The following is a 16,207-nucleotide window of genomic DNA, read 5'->3' on the forward strand; positions in this document are numbered from 1 at the left end:
CGGCAAATTAAAAGCCGAAGATACTCATGGCGAAAAACTTTGTTGCCACAGTATTGATGAAAATCAGCAGCAAAATCGCTGGGATAAAGGTTGATAGTGAGAAATTCACGTACTTTTGCATAAAGCTGCCTTCGTAACTAGCGCAGCCTTGCGAAAGTTCATCATTCAAACGCGCCTTCTTCCAACGATACATAACAAACAAACACACCATCAAGCCGTTGAGAGGTAGAATGGTGTCATAAAACACGTCATAAACCACATCAAAGAAGCTCTTATCATCACCACCGTAGTGGGTGAACTGAGTCAACCAATCGACCATGCCAAATGATACGGTACAGCCAATGGTGAGTAAGCCGATAGCGCCAGCTAAAACTAACAGTGCTTTTTTGCGGCTGTAGCCCTTTTCCTCAATAAGCGTTGCAGTGGGCACCTCGACAATCGACACCAACGACGTAATGGCAGCGAAAAACACCAACAAGAAAAATACAAACGCCACCATAGACGCGCCCATATAACCAATATCGGTTTGCAGTGCCAAAAGAATCTTCGGTAAATAAACAAATATCATCGACACCGACGACTCTGAGAGTTGGCTTGGATCAGTATCCGGATTAAAGCTAAAAATGGCTGGCAACACCATTAAGCCGGCGGTAAAAGCCACCAGTGAATCGGTGATGGCGACCATCTTTGCGCCACTAACAATATCATCCTTTTTCGAGATGTAGGACGCGTAGGTCATCAAAATCCCCATCCCTAACGACAGCGAGAAAAACGCTTGTGATAAGGCACCATTGAGTACGCTGGCGTTCATTTTTGAGAAATCCGGGACCACATAATAGCGCACACCCGCCATGGCATTATCCAAGGTCAATACATAGGCAACCAAACCTATGAGCAGCACAAAAAGGGCTGGCATTAAGAACTTCGCAGCCTTTTCAATGCCCTCTTTAACGCCACCGACGAGGATTAAGTTAACCACAATGGCGACCACCACCATGTAGCCAAAAATACTGTACTCATTAATGAAGCGGCCAAAGTTACCGGGGTCGGCAAGCGCATCAAGGTTGCCCATGGCTGTTTGTGCCAGATAACCGAAAATCCACACCGTAATAACCATGTAAAACACCGCAATCATAAACGGCGTCAGTACCGCAAGAATTCCTGCACCGCGCCAGCGCGGTGAATTATCCGACAGTGTTTTGTACGCACCATAAGGGTCTTTTTGCGCTTTTCGGCCCATGGCCATTTCCGCCATCATGACCGGCAAACAAATAAACGCAACAAACAGTGCATAAACTAAAAGAAAGGCACCACCGCCGTTTTTGGTGGCGGAAACAGGAAACCCAACGAGGTTGCCAATACCTACCGCAGAGCCTGCAGCAGCAAGAATAAAGCCCAAGCGAGAGCTAAAATGTTCACGTTTTTCGCTCATAGAAAAACCTTGTTATTGTTTTAACCCGACTCTACCAGTGTTAAACAAAGCTTTTCAAGCTTTAACGACTGCTGGTGGGCGCGGTCCCATTTAAACAACGATATTAATTTACAACGCCTATCATTGCTGGCTATCATAAATGTAATCGATACCAAGTACTTGGTTATTATTATGTTGTACATGATTTATTCCACCGATGTGGAAAATTCGCTCGAGCAGCGTCTTAAGGCGCGTCCAGCGCATCTTGCACGCTTGCAAGAGTTACAGCACCAAGGGCGATTACACATTGCAGGACCACTTCCTGCGACGGACAGTAACGACCCGGGTGGAGCAGGCTTTACGGGCTCATTAGTCGTGGCTGAATTTGCATCCTTGGAAGATGCACGGGAATGGGCCGCTGATGACCCCTATATCGCCGCTGGTGTATATGAAAACTCAGTAGTCAAGCCCTTCAAAAAGGTGCTTCCAGCGTAATTCAGTAAAGGTTAATTGGTTTTTTGTATGCTTGCGACATTGCCGCTGCAAGTGCAGTGTATGTTGCGCAACGAAAGATCAATTGGGAGTTCTTTGAACCATGCTTAAATATATAGCCGCTATATTTACTGCTTTTGTTTTAGCCACGTCAGTGGCCCAGGCAGGCTCAACGCCCCCCAAAGACATTGATAAAAAGCAGGCAGTGGCAATTGCCAAAGAAGCCGAAAACGGTAAAGTGTTAAAGATATCTGAACAAAGGGAAAAGTTTGTTGTTCGTATATTAAAGCCCAAGGGCCGTGTGGTTGACGTCAGCGTCTCAAAACGCACCGGGCAGGTAGAGAAGGAAAATAACTAATGCGCATACTAGTAATTGAAGACGACTTACATTTGGCAGATAACCTGCGTAGTGCCCTAGAAAAAGAGCGCTACAGCGTTGATTTGTGCAATGATGGAGAAGCGGGCCTTTTCCATATTTGTGAATACCCACTGGATATGGCGGTGGTTGATTTAGGCTTACCAAAAATTGATGGTATTGAGCTTATCAGACAAGCCCGTAAAAATGGCGTCGATATCCCTATCTTAATTTTGACTGCGCGCGATCGCTGGCAGGACAAGGTCGAAGGCCTCGATGCCGGTGCCGACGATTACCTTACCAAGCCCTTTCATGTGGAAGAGTTAATCGCTCGTTGTAACGCATTAATTCGTCGCAGTGCGGGTCAGGCGAACCCTGAAATTGAAAACGGCCCAATCCGTATTCATACGCGCTCGCAGCAGGTATGGGTAGAAGAGCGCGAGCTCAATCTGACCGCTTACGAATATAAAGTGCTGGAATATCTGATGGTGAATCCACAAAAAGTGATTTCTAAATCGGAATTGACCGAACACATTTACGACCAAGACTTTGATCTCGACTCTAACGTGATAGAAGTATTTGTTCTGCGTCTGCGCAAGAAACTGGACCCAGAAGGCACCCTGAACCCCGTTGAGACCCTACGTGGGCGAGGATACAGGCTGCGCACCCAGTGGTAGGAAATCAAGTTTCACTGAAAATAAGACAAGGATTTATCCTTGTCTTTTTGTTGATCGTAGCCATGCCTATTTTATTTGCTTCGATTGGCAACGCGTATCGTGCCTCATTAGTGGAGGCCACTGAAAAAACCCTGGAAGCGCATTTATACTCATTAATATCTGAAGTTGAATACAGTGAGCGCGGTGTAGAAATGCCACGCAGTATTCTTGCCCCCGAGCTGAACCGCGTCACATCAGACACCTATGCCATGATTTATAATGGCAACGAGCGAGTCTGGCAAAGTGAGTCCGCCTTAAATATTGATTACAAGCCGGATTTAGTGATCACCGAAACCGGTAAAGCGGATTTTCGCCTCGTGACCGTCAATGGTCGCAAATACTGGCAACTGTCACTCACTGGGATCCTCGCGAATCTCGACCAAACCATTGAAGCCCGCTTCATTGTGGTTAAAAGTAACGATGGTTTATTAAGGCTGATGGAAGGGTTTAAGGAGACATCAATAAACTGGATGTTAATTATGGGTGTGGTGATCACCGTGTTGATGATCATCGGCTTTATCTGGAACTCTCGTCCATTACATCGCTTAGATAAAGAGATAAAAGCCATTGAATCCGGCGAAGGCACGCGTATCAAAGGCAACTACCCTGTTGAGCTGCAAAATATAAAAGCCGATTTGAACCTACTGTTGGAATCGCAACAGCGGCAAAAAGAGCGTTATCGCGCGTCTTTAAGTGACCTTGCCCACGCCCTAAAAACCCCCTTGGCTGTACTTAAGTCAAGCCCTATGGCCAGCGATGACGATGCCCAAGAGCAGTTGGACCGCATCAATGTGATGATCGAACACCAATTAAAGCGCGCTGCCACGGGTGCGTCCGATACATGGAAAAAACAGACGCATATTAAGCCGGTAGCGGATTCTATCTTCAATGCCATGAGTAAAGTGTATCGTGATAAAGACATCGAATTCAGTGTCGATGTGAGCGACAAACACTTTTTCTTGGGCGATAAAACCGATTTAATGGAACTGCTTGGCAACCTCATTGATAACGCCTGTAAAGCCTGTGTCTCGCAGGTGAGTTTAAAGGTCGAGCAACGTAAGAAGCGTCTTAAACTGATGATTGAAGACGACGGTCCTGGCGTGCCTGAGGAGAAGCGTGAGTTGCTGTTGCAACGTGGTACCCGCCTTGATAGCTATGAAAGCGGGCACGGTGTGGGTATGGCCATTGTCGCTGATCTCGTAAACGGCTATCATGGTATTTTAAGCATTGACGACAGCCCCTTGGGCGGCGCTCGCTTTATGCTTGAGTTTGATTACCAAGAGATAACCTAACGTCATTATGAAACGTCACTTTTTTGTGTTAACCATTGGCCTCGGCGCCTGCTTGTTCAATACGGTTGATGCCAATGAAACTGCGCAATGCGCGCCGGTAGGCGAAACACCCGATAGTCGTCGTGACTATATCCAATGTCTTGACCGCCAGTTAGAGCTTTTGCGCCGAGATTTGACTGCGTGGCAGAATAAGCGCCAGCTGCAGCTCGAAAACTTCGCTAAGCAATCGGGGATCACTCAGCCATTGGATATTTATTTACGCTCGCAGCAGAGCTTTGACAGCTACCTTGAAGACAGCTGCCGGTGGCGTTATCTGCGTGTGATGCCCGACGCTGCGGCTGCGGCGATGGCGTATAAGCATTGTGAGTTGCGGCTTATTGAGCAGCGCATCGACAGTTATCGCGTACCACTGGATTAACCTTGGTCACTTTGCTTAGCGTCGTCTACGTCGGCGCCAAGTAAGGTGGCAAGCCAGCGCCCTTCTTCGCTCTCTTCTAGGGCTATTTTCACCACCATAGTCAAAGGCACAGACAGCAGCATCCCCACCGTGCCCAATAACCAGCCCCAAAAGATTAACGATAAAAACACGACTAGGGTCGACAAGCCTAATCCCCGACCCATGAATTTAGGCTCGACCACGTTGCCCATCACCGCATTGATGACTAAGTATCCCATGCCCACAAAAGCCGCAGTCAATGGGTTTTGCGTGATCAAAGCCAACAATACCGGCGGCACAGCGGCGATAATAGAGCCGATATTGGGAATGTAGTTAAACATAAAGGCAACCACGCCCCACAAAATAAAGTAGTCGACGTCCAGCGCCCACAATAACATGGTCGCTAAAAAGCCTGTCGCTAAGCTAACTAAGGTTTTAATCGCCAAATAGGAGTTAATGGACTCAAGAAAACGGTCTATTTGCGCCATTTTCATATCTGGATCATCTAACGCTAAATGAATTTTGCGACTAATACTGGGTCCTTCAAATAACATAAACACCACGGTAATGATGATTAAAAACAGGTTAGCCATCACCCCGCCTAGCCCAGTTAACATGTTGGTGGCTACATCAATCATTTTCCCAGGGTCAAACATTGAGATCAGTTGCTCTTTATTTAGGAAAATATTGTATTGCGCTAACGTGTTCACCGCCCACACAAACTCTTTCTTTAATTGCTCTTTATACTGCGGCAGGTTTTGCGAGAAATCATTCACCGACTGCCCTACCAAGCCGCCAATACTCAAAAGGACGGCGACCACCAGCAATATAACAATACTCACCGCCACGCCTTTGGGAATTCGGTAGCGACCTAAAGTATCAATCAAAGGGTTGCAGATGATGGCAATGAATACCGATAGAATAAAGGGCACCACCAAGGCGCTTGCGGTTTTAACCCCTGCCAAAACCACCACCAAGGCGGCCATAACTAGGAGGCTTTTACTCGCTCCAGTGAAGCTGGGCACAGTTCGTTTCCTTAAAGCAGACAAGTGATGCTAGTTTAGGTGAGATACGATTGAAAATAAACCATTGATTGGCCATAGGAAATGATCTTAAATTCGCCAGTTTCGTAGTATTTGAACTAAACTAGAAACAAAGTGAATTAGCAACACGATGGCACCCATGCATATCTTGATCACCGGAGCCACAGGGCTCATAGGTAGCGAACTATACAAGCATTTACTTAACCACCATAGGGTTACGGTACTCACTCGCTCTCCCTCACGGGCGTACATAAAGTTGGGTCATCGTATTGAAGCCATCCAGAATTTGGATGAGGTTGATTTTAATAATGTCGATATCGTGATCAATCTCGCCGGTGAGCCCATCGTTAATAAGCGTTGGAGCGATCAACAAAAAAAGCGTATCTACGACTCCCGACTCAATACCACCGACGCTATCGTGGCGAAGATAAATGCCGCAGGCAACAAACCGAAGGCGCTAATATCGGGCAGTGCCATTGGCTATTACGGCCGCCAAGGAGATGTGGAGATCACCGAAGACTTCAGCCACTGCTATGATGAATTTAGCCATCAGCTTTGTCGCGACTGGGAGGCAGCCGCAAGCAAAGCACAAACCCGTGTGTGCTTGCTGCGTACCGGTATTGTGCTAAGCGCCCATGGCGGTGCCTTAGGAAAAATGCTCCCCGCATTTCGCTTTGGCCTCGGTGGGCCCATAGGAGATGGCCAACAATACATGTCTTGGATCCACCTTGATGACATGGTGCAGCTAATTATGTACCTAATAAAATACGATCATATTAGCGGCGCCATCAACGCCACCGCGCCTAAGCCCGTCAATAATGAGGAATTCTCTAAAACGCTCGCTGAAGTACTGCGCCGCCCTGCCATCGTGCGCATGCCGGCCTTTGCATTGCGGCTGATGATGGGAGAAATGGCCGATTTATTGCTCTATGGGCAAAATGTTCAACCCCAGCGGCTGATAGACGAGGGCTTTCGCTTTCGCCACCCCGAACTCAAACCTGCCCTGGCTCAACTCCTTAACCGCAATTAAAAAGGCCGCTTGTTAAAGCGGCCTTTTTGTCTACATCAGTTTGCGTAGCAAACCACTGGTGTTCTTGTTGAGTGTTCGCGCTATCATAGTGTATCCCAACAGTGCCACAAACAAAGCACCCGCTACGGGCCCGATGAACCATATATCAGGGTGAAACTTTCCAGGTAGCTCAAATAACTGCCGCTGCACAACGAATAACGCCACATCGCTCACTAAGGCGGCAACTACGCCGGCTATCAACCCCAGTAGTAAGAATTCAAACAAGGTGGCTCCTCGGATCAACTTTCCGCGCGCTCCCAAGGTGCGTAAAATAACGACCTCTTGCATCCGCTCACCCAAGCTCGCCTGGACTTGCGAAATTAATACCAAGGCACCACAGGCCACCACGATTGCCAGCACAAACCCAATGGCTAACGACACCTGCTCGATGGTTGAGCGAATTTGTTCGACAAAGTTGTCGACATCGATAGCCGTAATGGTGGGATACTGCCGCAATAGCTGAGTAAAGGCTTTATTTTCACCGTCATCAATACGTGCTGCCGCAATATAGGTTGCCGGAAATTCAGCGAGCAAGTCTGGGCTTAGGATCATAAAGAAGTTTGGTTTTAGGGTGGACCAATTCACCTCGCGAAAGCTGGTAACCTCGGCATCAAAGCTTTGCGAACCGATTAAAAAGGTAATGGTATCGCCCAGTTGAATCTCCAACCGCTCAGCCATTGACTGCTCAATGGAGACTTCTCCTTGGCTTTGCTCTGTAAACCACTGCCCTTTGGTTAGGGTGTTATGGCTTGGCATATCGCGAACCCACGTCAAGTTCAGCTCACGGCCCACGCCAGAGCGTGCTTCTTCATCTTTTTTCTCGTTATCCTCTAATGACACTTCTCGCGCGACTTTTTCGCCATTGACGGCATTGACGCGCCCACGAATGGTCGGATAAAAGCGCGACACCTCAATGCTATTAGCCGCGAGATAATCGGCAACGGGCTGTTTTTCTTGCTCGCTAATATTAACAAGAAACGCATTAGGCGCATCCGCTGGTAATTGCGATTGCCAGTCATTGATCATGTCATTTTTAAGCACAATGAGAAACAGTAAAAGCTTAATCGCCAGCGCAAAGCTGATTAATTGCACGGCATTGGCATTAGCCCGCTTTTGAATTGAAGCCAGCGCTAAAGACCAACTGTTACCGGGGCTGAGGCCGAGCTTTCGCCCTGTGCCAAAAATCACTTTTGAGGCGACAAACAGCACCACCACCACAAGGGCCGATGAGGCGAATAAGATTAGGGTAATTTTGATCTTACCGCTGAATAACCACATTAACCCAAAAACCGTTAACGCCGAGAGCGCGAGGTGGATTTTGCTCACCACCAACCTGTCACCAAGGTTTCGACGCAATACCCGTAACGGCGGAATATCAAATAAATCCAGCAGTGGCTTAATGGAGAACATCACCGCACACACAACCCCGATGAATACCGCACTTAACCATGGGCGTAGCGACGCAGGCGGAAGGCTAATATCCATGCTTTTAGCCATGTAGTCGGCGGCCACGTGCTGCAGCGAATACCCTACAGCAAGGCCAATAAGCAGTGAAAAACCACACACCAGTGACAAGTGCAGCAAATAAATAGCGCGTATTTGTGCGCGAGCCCCGCCTAGGGTTTTCATCATTGCCACTGGGTCGTATTGGCGCTCGCAATAACGCTTTGCTGATACCGCAATGGCCACTGCCGCGAGAATAATTCCCAACAGGCCTGCTAACAGTAAAAAGCGTTCCGATCGCTCTAGCGAATTAGCTATGGGCGACTGCCTGTCTTTCACCCCATACCAGCGTTGGTTCTCGGCCAGTTGAGGTTTTAGCCATTGATAAAACGCTTCGACGTCGACACCATCGCCAGCATAGAGTTGACGGTAGAACACCCGACTCCCCGGTTGGATCACCTCAGTTTTGGCGATATCAGCTTCATTAAGCAGCACCCGGCGACTGCCAGAGAAAATATTGAACGGCGCATCCGGCTCTTCGCTCAAAATATGGCTAACGGTAAAGGTGGCAGCACCTAACTCAACCTCATCGCCCACTTGCAGGTCCAATGAATACATCACCGTTTCATTGAGCCAAACGTTGCCCTCTTTAGGGCCGCCCTCGGCCACTTGCTCTTGGGCATCAAAATCGCTTTTAATGAGTAGCTCCCCCTTGAGAGGATAGGCCGATGACGCTGCTTTTATTGCCGCCAGTTGCATGCGGTCATTGGCAAAGAGCATGGTATCGAAAAACGTGAGCTGCGCCGTTTTCAAGCCCATTTTCTGTGCTTGCTGGCGGTATTCATCTGGCAACGCATGGTTACTGGCCAGCGCTCTATCGGCGGCGATAAAAGCGTTGGATTTTTGCAAAATGGCTTGACCAATACGGTCAGTTACCGAGGACAAGGTCAACACCGTCATCACTGCCAACGCAATGGCTGCACATATCACCGTGAGCTCGCCTCGGCGCAGCTCTCTCAAAAACAGTCTAAATGCCAATTTAGCCCACATTGACCTGCTCCTTCGGCTCACTCAATTCGGTTAGACTGCCGCCTTCGATGTGCAAAATACGGTCGCATCGCTGTGCCAATGCTTCATCGTGTGTAACCAGCACCAGCGTGGTGCCTTGCTGTTGGTTAAGCTCAAACAACAGCTCTTCAATCATTTTACCGTTTTTACTGTCTAAGTTTGCCGAAGGCTCATCAGCAAACAGAATTTGCGGCGTGCCAATAAAGGCACGGGCGATAGCAACGCGCTGCTGCTCACCACCCGAGAGCTGCGAAGGGTAATGCTCAACGCGATGACTCAAACCGACCTTCTCCAACAGCGCCAGCGCCTGCTCTTTAGCATCATTTTGGTTAGCAAGCTCAGCTGGCAGCATCACATTCTCAAGTGCACTGAGGCTTTGCACCAGCATAAAGGATTGGAATACAAATCCGACTTTTTGAGCACGCAAGGCCGCGCGCCCTTCTTCGTCCAGTTGCTCCAAGACATCACCATCTAAGGTAATGCTTCCCGAGCTTGCTACATCAAGCCCTGCTAACAAGCTCAACAATGTGGACTTGCCCGAGCCCGAGGCGCCAACAATGGCCACCGACTCGCCCGGCTTGACATTAAAGGTAATGTCGCTGAGGATCGTTAAATCGCCGTCAAGCGTATTAACGGACTTAGTTAATTCTTTGACTTGAATAATATTTAATTGAGATAACGCTGACATATGAGTGCTTCAATCCTACGTGTTTTTATCGTCTTACTGTTTGTCACTAAACCATTATTCGCTTGGGCTGACAATCAGATACTTGTCCTAGGTGACAGCTTAAGCGCAGCCTACGGGTTAAAACAACACCAAGGCTGGGTGCAATTGTTACAAGATACGTACGAACAACAAAATACGCCCACTACCCTGATTAATGCCAGTATAAGCGGTGAAACCACAGGGGGAGCCCTGCGCCGCCTTGATGCGATTCTTAAAGAGCACACCCCAACCCATGTGCTCATTGAGCTTGGCGGCAACGACGGCTTACGTGGTTTTCCCGTCACTAAAATGAAAGCCAACCTGCATGCACTAATAGATAAAAGCCGAGAGGCCGGTGCTGAGGTGGCGTTAATGCAAATTCGTATTCCACCCAATTATGGCCGCCGTTATACCGAGTTGTTCGAGCAAAGCTTTGTTGATGTGGCCAAGGAAAAGCAAGTGACCTTGATGCCCTTCTTTGTAGAGCAAGTGGCGACCAACGGTGAATTAATGCAAAACGATAACATTCATCCTAATGCTGAAGCGCAGCCGATCCTACGGGATATTATGAAAACACAAATCAGTAACTGGCTGACCAAGTAGCCCCTGAGACACCAAAATAACTCAACAAAAGCGCTGAAAATTAGCGCTTTTTTCTTTTTTGTAATTAAATCGGCGAATATGAATATTTTATAAGCAAACGAAACAACCGACGCTTGCATTTACAAAATATTTCCGTACTATTGCAATCCAAGTCGGCATATAGCGCAGCCTGGTAGCGCACTGTCATGGGGTGTCAGGGGTCGCAGGTTCAAATCCTGCTATGCCGACCATTCTTCTCCCCCTAATCAATAGCTTATCCTATTTTGAACTTATATCGCTCAAAACTCGGTAATAATTCAGTAGTAAAATAATTTTTGGAGTTATGCTCCAATCCGAATTTGTTGTCACATTTTAAGTACTACCTGGCTCCCTGACTTTAACAAAACCACCAACCCACTATTCTAAATTTCTCTATTGTTACTAAGCTGTCTAATAGGTAAGGAAAACCCGGTCCAGGCACTTTTTGACCAATCCTTGTCCAACCCATTATTGAACTATAAATCCATACAGTGTTTAGATTTCAAGATGAGATAGCTTATGAGTGGACAGCTAAGTGTTATTTGTCCACTCTATATCTGAAGCTCGAAGACCATCAGCTGCAGACGTTAACTTTGATATTCTACCCGTCGATTCATTGAGTAAAATATTATCCCTTTTGGATGTTTTTAAAAGAGACATCTTCAGTTCCCTCTGCAGTTCTCGTAAAAGGTTTAAGATGAATATCGAGTTAAAATCTCAGCCTACACTTCAATACTGATAGGAAACAAGTATACTGCCCAGATGGCTACAGCCTCTAAGTCACTGATTTAGTGCTTATATAAATATAGTTGATGGTCGATAAAGTTTGCTCCGGGTTTGCTATTTTGAGATGCTTTGCTAATAACTACTTTAAAGAACTAGCTCAAATAAGGATATGCCGTGATCGACAAGGTGTTAAGCTATTTATCAACCGGTCAATACTGGCTGGCTTCTACAGTACTTGTTTTGTCCATAGTTGTTAACTTAGAGAAAGTCTCATCTATTCTTGAGAGACATAAAACAAAACGACTACTTTTTTTGAAAGAAGCAGTAGCTGATGATGCGCTCCCGGACAATCTAAAGCCACATTTACATGATGAAGTCTCAATAGAATATTTCTACCGCATTCACGGTGTGCGCATGGACAAATTTAAAAGAGACCTTGTTCTAGATGCCTACAATAATTCGCGCGGAGAGATCACTTTTGGGCAGTTTGTCAAAGCTAATGGACACTTAGAAGTCGAGGATGGGAAATTAAAGGTTTGCCTAACCATTTTTGATAAACTCTTCTTTTGGTATAACGCTATAGCTGGTAGCTTTCTAATGCTCTCAGGCGCTCTATTATTGGCTTTCTCTTGGGTTTCTGGTGTACCAAAAATTTTAGGGCTATTTACCAGCATGATTGCTGGAACTATATTCGTGGCGTCTGGGATTTTTGTAATCTCTCAAGTTTTTCCTATCTTATCCGCTAAAAAAATAGAAAAACATATAAGAAAATGATTATCCCAAAGCCTTCAATGCGCCAGCTAGTAAGTATTACTCTTTGCACTACAATACCACTGATACTTTTTATACTTCTTGGCTCGGTAGACAAGGCTACTGAGCTATATGGAGATTACCTACTCTACTTTAGCCAACTCCCATACCTCGCTCAGAATGCATTAGTAGTCCTCGCCGGAGCTATCATAGGGCAAATGCTCACGTCCACGGGCTCATATTACTTTGATGTTGACTTAACTAGTTTAAAAATAATAAGCCAAAAAGGTTGGTCTGTCGTTAGAGTTTCGGTTCTTCTGATAATTATCATATATATTATTAGGTACAGCGTGCATAGGACTGACTGGCATGAAACGGCCACTAACTCAGCGTTGGTGCTTGCCCTTCTCTATATGGGTATAAGTATAAGTAACTTGAATGACCGCGTCCTGTGGCTTTTCGGATATATAAAAGCTCTATTTCTATACCCATCGTATAAACACTATCAAAGCAAGCACTGCAGGAATATCGACTCAATAACTGAAGCACCAATATTAACGATGCTTGATGATAGATATGAACGAGTATCCATTGCAGAAAATATTGCCGATAAAATGACTAAACATAGTAGTTCTGGCAGAGGATTTGGGAGGATAGCACTAATCGGCGCCTTTGGGACAGGAAAAACAAGTACGCTTAATTTGCTGAAGGAAAAGCTTGAGAAAAGAAGCAACTCCAACTCTCTAAGTTGGGTTTGTGTTACTTTCGATGCTTGGGGAAAGGCTGACAGTACTCCCAACATTCAAGGTTTACTACTTCAAGAAACTATCTCTACGCTAAGTAAATACATTGAAACTTCAAGCATCCAAAATCTACCTGACAAATATCTTCATGCCTTTAGAGAAGTCCACCATTCCACAAAGTTTATAGCTCACTTTTTGAACAACTCAACCTCTCCTGAAGTCCAACTCAACAAGTTAGACAATTTATTAGAAGAATGTAGATATAAAATTTGCATATTCATAGAGGACATGGACCGAAACAACGATGTTGCCGCTGCTGTAAACTCATTGGCACCGCTCCTTGATAGCTTAAAGTCTTTGAAAAATATGAGCTTCATATTTACTATCGGCTATGGTGAAAAAGCTCATGAAATTATCTCTCGAGTTACAGATTTCAGACTAGAACTACCAAGTTTAAATTTCGAAGGTCAGCTAAGACGTTTGAGCTCGGAGCTTAGGAGTCCAAAAGTCACATACTTTTATGAAGCTAACAATACGTCATGGGCTCTTTCACATCAAGCCATATATATTGATGATCAACAGATTATAACTTTGCCTGATAACATTCTTAAATATATATCATCGTTTATTTCTTCCCCTAGAGAGTATGCTGATATAGAAAGAGCTATGAGGGCAAGGTGGCATGAATTAAAGGGTGAAATAAATTATGATGACTTGCTCATCCTAAGCATTCTGGGGGTCAGCACACCTACTGTGTATAGCTTTATAAAAGACAACATCGAAACATTTATAAACTTTAATGAAGAAACACATTCAAACCTTCATATCGCATGGAAGGAACTAGATTTAAAAGAATGTGGATTAGACAAAAATAAACTAGAAAAAGTAATAAGTTATATTTTTCCTACATGGGGTCAATCGGTGGCTGGGCTACCTTTAAGAATGCAATCTATATCCAATTGTGGCATCAAAGACTATTGGAGAATTTATCTGGATCCAGGTTATCTGCAAAGAGTTGACTTTAAAGACCAAGAACTATTCTCACAAATGCTAGATTTCCAAAATAGTCAATATGACCACCAAAAACATTCTTTTATAGATCGAATGGTGGGTAATTCTCAGTTCATAGACTTTACGAGGAAAGTTCAACTATCAAAGCGTAGTTTCTTTAATCAAACCTTTTGGCCCAAAGTTCTTTTAGCTGTTCAGAGTAAGTCAAATTCGTTAAGAAATATGACTCATGATACTTGGGAAAGCTACAGTGGGGAAAGCTTTAAGGCAGAAGCATTGCTTCTGATCTCGACCTATATCACTACAGTAAACCCTAGCTTAAAGAAACACGTAAGATGGGCTTTTAATATATCGGTCTTATACTTATACGCTCTTTTCAATCGCTTAAAGAAAAAGGACATACAGCTCCACATACAAAACGAGGTTAGAGCACTTTTCCTGATTGTTTCTAAGGATCGAGATAGGCTCATGTCATTTTTCGATAATGAGCGTACTGCTCTAGAGGTGATAGAGATCTTAATTCCTGACCGATTTTCTAGCGACAGGAATCTTGATGGACAGGACCGAGAGCTACATAAGGTATTAATCAAGTTGCTTTTTCATATTGAGAACCCACGGGTCTCGCTGGCCATATACAAAGCGATCTTACTCAAAAAACGCTTTAGGGTAGACAAAGACGGAAAGCCTCAGAGTTACAATGATATTGACTATCGGGCTTTTGAAATGCTTCATGATGAACAAAAGGTTGAACTGGATTACTTACTCGAAGCATATGACGAAAGCTCATCGTTTTATATTATTTATAAAAATTTCCTCAATCAATAAAAGGATTGAGATCTATTTATTTCAATAAGTGTGATTACGTCAAAGTCGCTTGGTGCTTATACCGTCAGTATCTCTTGGTAATCACACTACTACAGGTCATTTTGGCTGCATTTGGTATGGCAACCCTAAGCAAGATGATACTGTGCTGATATGCGGTGAACTAGCGATACATCGCAAAAAAGCACATAAAAGCGCAGCATCTCATGTGATCATCCCCATCAATGAAACTATTAAGAAAATAGTAGACGATAGCAGGGGCAATGTTATATCACCTTTCGTAGGGGTCGCAGGTTCAAATACTGCTATGCCAACCATTCTTCTGTTACAAATTCAGTAGTAAATAATTTTTGGTGTTTCCTCCAGTTCGAGCTTGTCTTCGTATTCTAAGGCTCTATTTCGCTCCCTATCGATACACCATCCACCAGCCAGTTATTCTAAATTCCTTATGGGATACTGGGCCCAGAAACAATATAAACCGCTTAATCCCAGTATCTGTTCACCAGTTTTTACTTAGTCTAAGGGCTAACAGACTCTTTGTTGGTATGTGTATTGAGCTGGAGATAGCGGTATATAGCCGAACTCGTAAAACTTTATAAAACAATAGTTAAAATTGGCACATAGCAGCAGTGATGGTAAGTTTGATCTAGTCAGTTGTGAGCTAACGTTAGTTCACACAAGCCCGCTTGGTACGTGGCTATGTTCATCATATCTATGATAAAGGCCTTTATGCTGTCACTTCGTCAATATGTAAAAAGAACAAATGGCGTGCCCATGGGAGCAACGCACTCATTTAGGAATATGCTTTATCGCGCCTTTGGAGCAGGCTCGTTCGCGACCTTTTGGCATTACTGGAACCCCATCTGGGGCTATTACTTGTCGCGTTATATTATGCGCCCTCTTAATATCTACTTACCTAAGGCGTTGGCTGTGTGGATTACGTTTTTGTTCAGTGGTGCGCTGCATGATTTAGCGGTCTCCCTGATCAAATGGCAGCTAGTTGTGTTTTTCACTCCATGGTTTGGCTTGATGGGTGCACTGGCATTAGTATCAACCCCCAAGAGGCTCTCCTATACAGCCGCCCCCTGGTTGGTTCGAGCAACGACCAATGCTCTTTTGCTAGGCTTATCGCTCATGGTTACTTTTGCTCTGGAAAACCTACTCGCTCATCATGGGGCAGTCTAACTTCGAATTACCTTGAACCTAGGGCCTCTCTAATCACCTTTCGCCGAGTGGCGCTTATCCTGCCAATACTGGTATAGGTTATAGGTAATACCCAAAAAGCAAATGGCGCTAATGAGCCCTGCAGGGCCAAACACCAGTAGTAAATTTGCTTGATAGCCAACGACCGCCAACACGGCGCAGATGCCGCCAATAATCAACTCAATGATAAGTGTTTCCCAATCGGTACTAAAGGTACGATTGATCGTTTTTGCTGCGTAATGGTTTACTTTAAAGCCCATGCTTTTTCCTTGCAATAATGTCATTCCCTTGACCCTATTA

At 45.2% G+C, this 16,207-nt stretch carries 15 protein-coding genes and 1 tRNA gene; 11 read left to right on the forward strand and 5 right to left on the reverse strand.

The window, feature by feature from the left end; translation table 11 throughout:
• Positions 1-7 precede the first annotated feature (7 nt).
• Positions 8-1,432, reverse strand: coding sequence for a sodium-dependent transporter (locus MHM93_RS01330; protein ID WP_239447643.1), 1,425 nt, complete (start codon positions 1,430-1,432; stop codon positions 8-10).
• Positions 1,433-1,603: 171 nt separating this feature from the next.
• Here MHM93_RS01330 and MHM93_RS01335 point away from each other — a divergent pair, with 171 nt between their 5' ends.
• The 5 genes from MHM93_RS01335 (at position 1,604) to MHM93_RS01355 (ending at position 4,684) form a co-directional block, all read left to right on the forward strand.
• Positions 1,604-1,906, forward strand: coding sequence for a YciI family protein (locus MHM93_RS01335; protein ID WP_239447644.1), 303 nt, complete (start codon positions 1,604-1,606; stop codon positions 1,904-1,906).
• 100 nt (positions 1,907-2,006) lie between these two features.
• Positions 2,007-2,261: a PepSY domain-containing protein gene (locus MHM93_RS01340; protein ID WP_130147617.1), complete on the forward strand. Its 255-nt coding sequence runs from the start codon at positions 2,007-2,009 to the stop codon at positions 2,259-2,261.
• The gene (locus MHM93_RS01345; protein ID WP_022943803.1) at positions 2,261-2,935 is read left to right on the forward strand and encodes a response regulator transcription factor; all 675 of its coding nucleotides are present in this window, start codon (positions 2,261-2,263) and stop codon (positions 2,933-2,935) included. Before MHM93_RS01340 ends, MHM93_RS01345 begins: the two co-directional genes overlap by 1 nt.
• On the forward strand, positions 2,929-4,266 hold the full coding sequence (locus MHM93_RS01350) for an ATP-binding protein (RefSeq protein WP_026110951.1): 1,338 nt from the start codon (positions 2,929-2,931) through the stop codon (positions 4,264-4,266). Before MHM93_RS01345 ends, MHM93_RS01350 begins: the two co-directional genes overlap by 7 nt.
• 7 nt (positions 4,267-4,273) lie before the next feature.
• Complete coding sequence (locus MHM93_RS01355; protein ID WP_239447645.1) at positions 4,274-4,684, forward strand: hypothetical protein; 411 nt, start codon at positions 4,274-4,276, stop codon at positions 4,682-4,684.
• On the opposite strand, the gene MHM93_RS01360 is transcribed toward MHM93_RS01355, so the two are convergent.
• A complete protein-coding gene (locus tag MHM93_RS01360; RefSeq protein ID WP_045978403.1) occupies positions 4,681-5,727 on the reverse strand; it encodes an AI-2E family transporter in 1,047 nt (348 codons plus the stop codon). The two genes, MHM93_RS01355 and MHM93_RS01360, sit on opposite strands and share 4 nt — an antisense overlap.
• A gap of 157 nt (positions 5,728-5,884) precedes the next feature.
• Here MHM93_RS01360 and MHM93_RS01365 point away from each other — a divergent pair, with 157 nt between their 5' ends.
• The gene (locus tag MHM93_RS01365) at positions 5,885-6,775 is read left to right on the forward strand and encodes a TIGR01777 family oxidoreductase (protein WP_239447685.1); all 891 of its coding nucleotides are present in this window, start codon (positions 5,885-5,887) and stop codon (positions 6,773-6,775) included.
• 30 nt (positions 6,776-6,805) lie between these two features.
• Here MHM93_RS01365 and MHM93_RS01370 read toward each other — a convergent pair whose 3' ends face one another.
• Together MHM93_RS01370 and MHM93_RS01375 are read right to left on the reverse strand one after the other, a co-directional pair.
• Complete coding sequence (locus MHM93_RS01370; protein ID WP_239447646.1) at positions 6,806-9,307, reverse strand: FtsX-like permease family protein; 2,502 nt, start codon at positions 9,305-9,307, stop codon at positions 6,806-6,808.
• Positions 9,297-10,013 (reverse strand): ABC transporter ATP-binding protein, encoded by a 717-nt coding sequence (locus tag MHM93_RS01375; RefSeq protein WP_239447647.1) that lies wholly within the window; start codon positions 10,011-10,013, stop codon positions 9,297-9,299. The genes MHM93_RS01370 and MHM93_RS01375 overlap by 11 nt, the downstream gene beginning before the upstream one ends.
• Here MHM93_RS01375 and MHM93_RS01380 point away from each other — a divergent pair, their 5' ends adjacent.
• The 5 genes from MHM93_RS01380 to MHM93_RS01400 all read left to right on the forward strand — a co-directional run bounded on the left by MHM93_RS01380 (position 10,014) and on the right by MHM93_RS01400 (position 15,889).
• Positions 10,014-10,634 carry an arylesterase gene (locus tag MHM93_RS01380; RefSeq protein WP_239447648.1) on the forward strand — a complete coding sequence of 207 codons (621 nt, stop codon included), beginning with the start codon at positions 10,014-10,016 and terminating at the stop codon, positions 10,632-10,634.
• 153 nt (positions 10,635-10,787) lie between these two features.
• Positions 10,788-10,864: transfer RNA gene (locus MHM93_RS01385), tRNA-Pro, on the forward strand.
• Between the two features lie 688 nt (positions 10,865-11,552).
• Positions 11,553-12,152, forward strand: coding sequence for a hypothetical protein (locus MHM93_RS01390; protein WP_239447649.1), 600 nt, complete (start codon positions 11,553-11,555; stop codon positions 12,150-12,152).
• Between the two features lie 536 nt (positions 12,153-12,688).
• Positions 12,689-14,707, forward strand: a complete 2,019-nt coding sequence (locus tag MHM93_RS01395; protein ID WP_239447650.1) for a KAP family NTPase — start codon at positions 12,689-12,691, stop codon at positions 14,705-14,707.
• Positions 14,708-15,403: 696 nt separating this feature from the next.
• Positions 15,404-15,889 carry an acyltransferase gene (locus MHM93_RS01400; RefSeq protein WP_343224137.1) on the forward strand — a complete coding sequence of 162 codons (486 nt, stop codon included), beginning with the start codon at positions 15,404-15,406 and terminating at the stop codon, positions 15,887-15,889.
• Positions 15,890-15,918: 29 nt separating this feature from the next.
• On the opposite strand, the gene MHM93_RS01405 is transcribed toward MHM93_RS01400, so the two are convergent.
• Complete coding sequence (locus tag MHM93_RS01405; RefSeq protein ID WP_239447651.1) at positions 15,919-16,191, reverse strand: hypothetical protein; 273 nt, start codon at positions 16,189-16,191, stop codon at positions 15,919-15,921.
• Positions 16,192-16,207: the final 16 nt, after the last annotated feature.

This window comes from Pseudoalteromonas sp. MM17-2 (genome assembly GCF_022347945.1).
GTDB lineage: Bacteria > Pseudomonadota > Gammaproteobacteria > Enterobacterales > Alteromonadaceae > Pseudoalteromonas > Pseudoalteromonas ruthenica.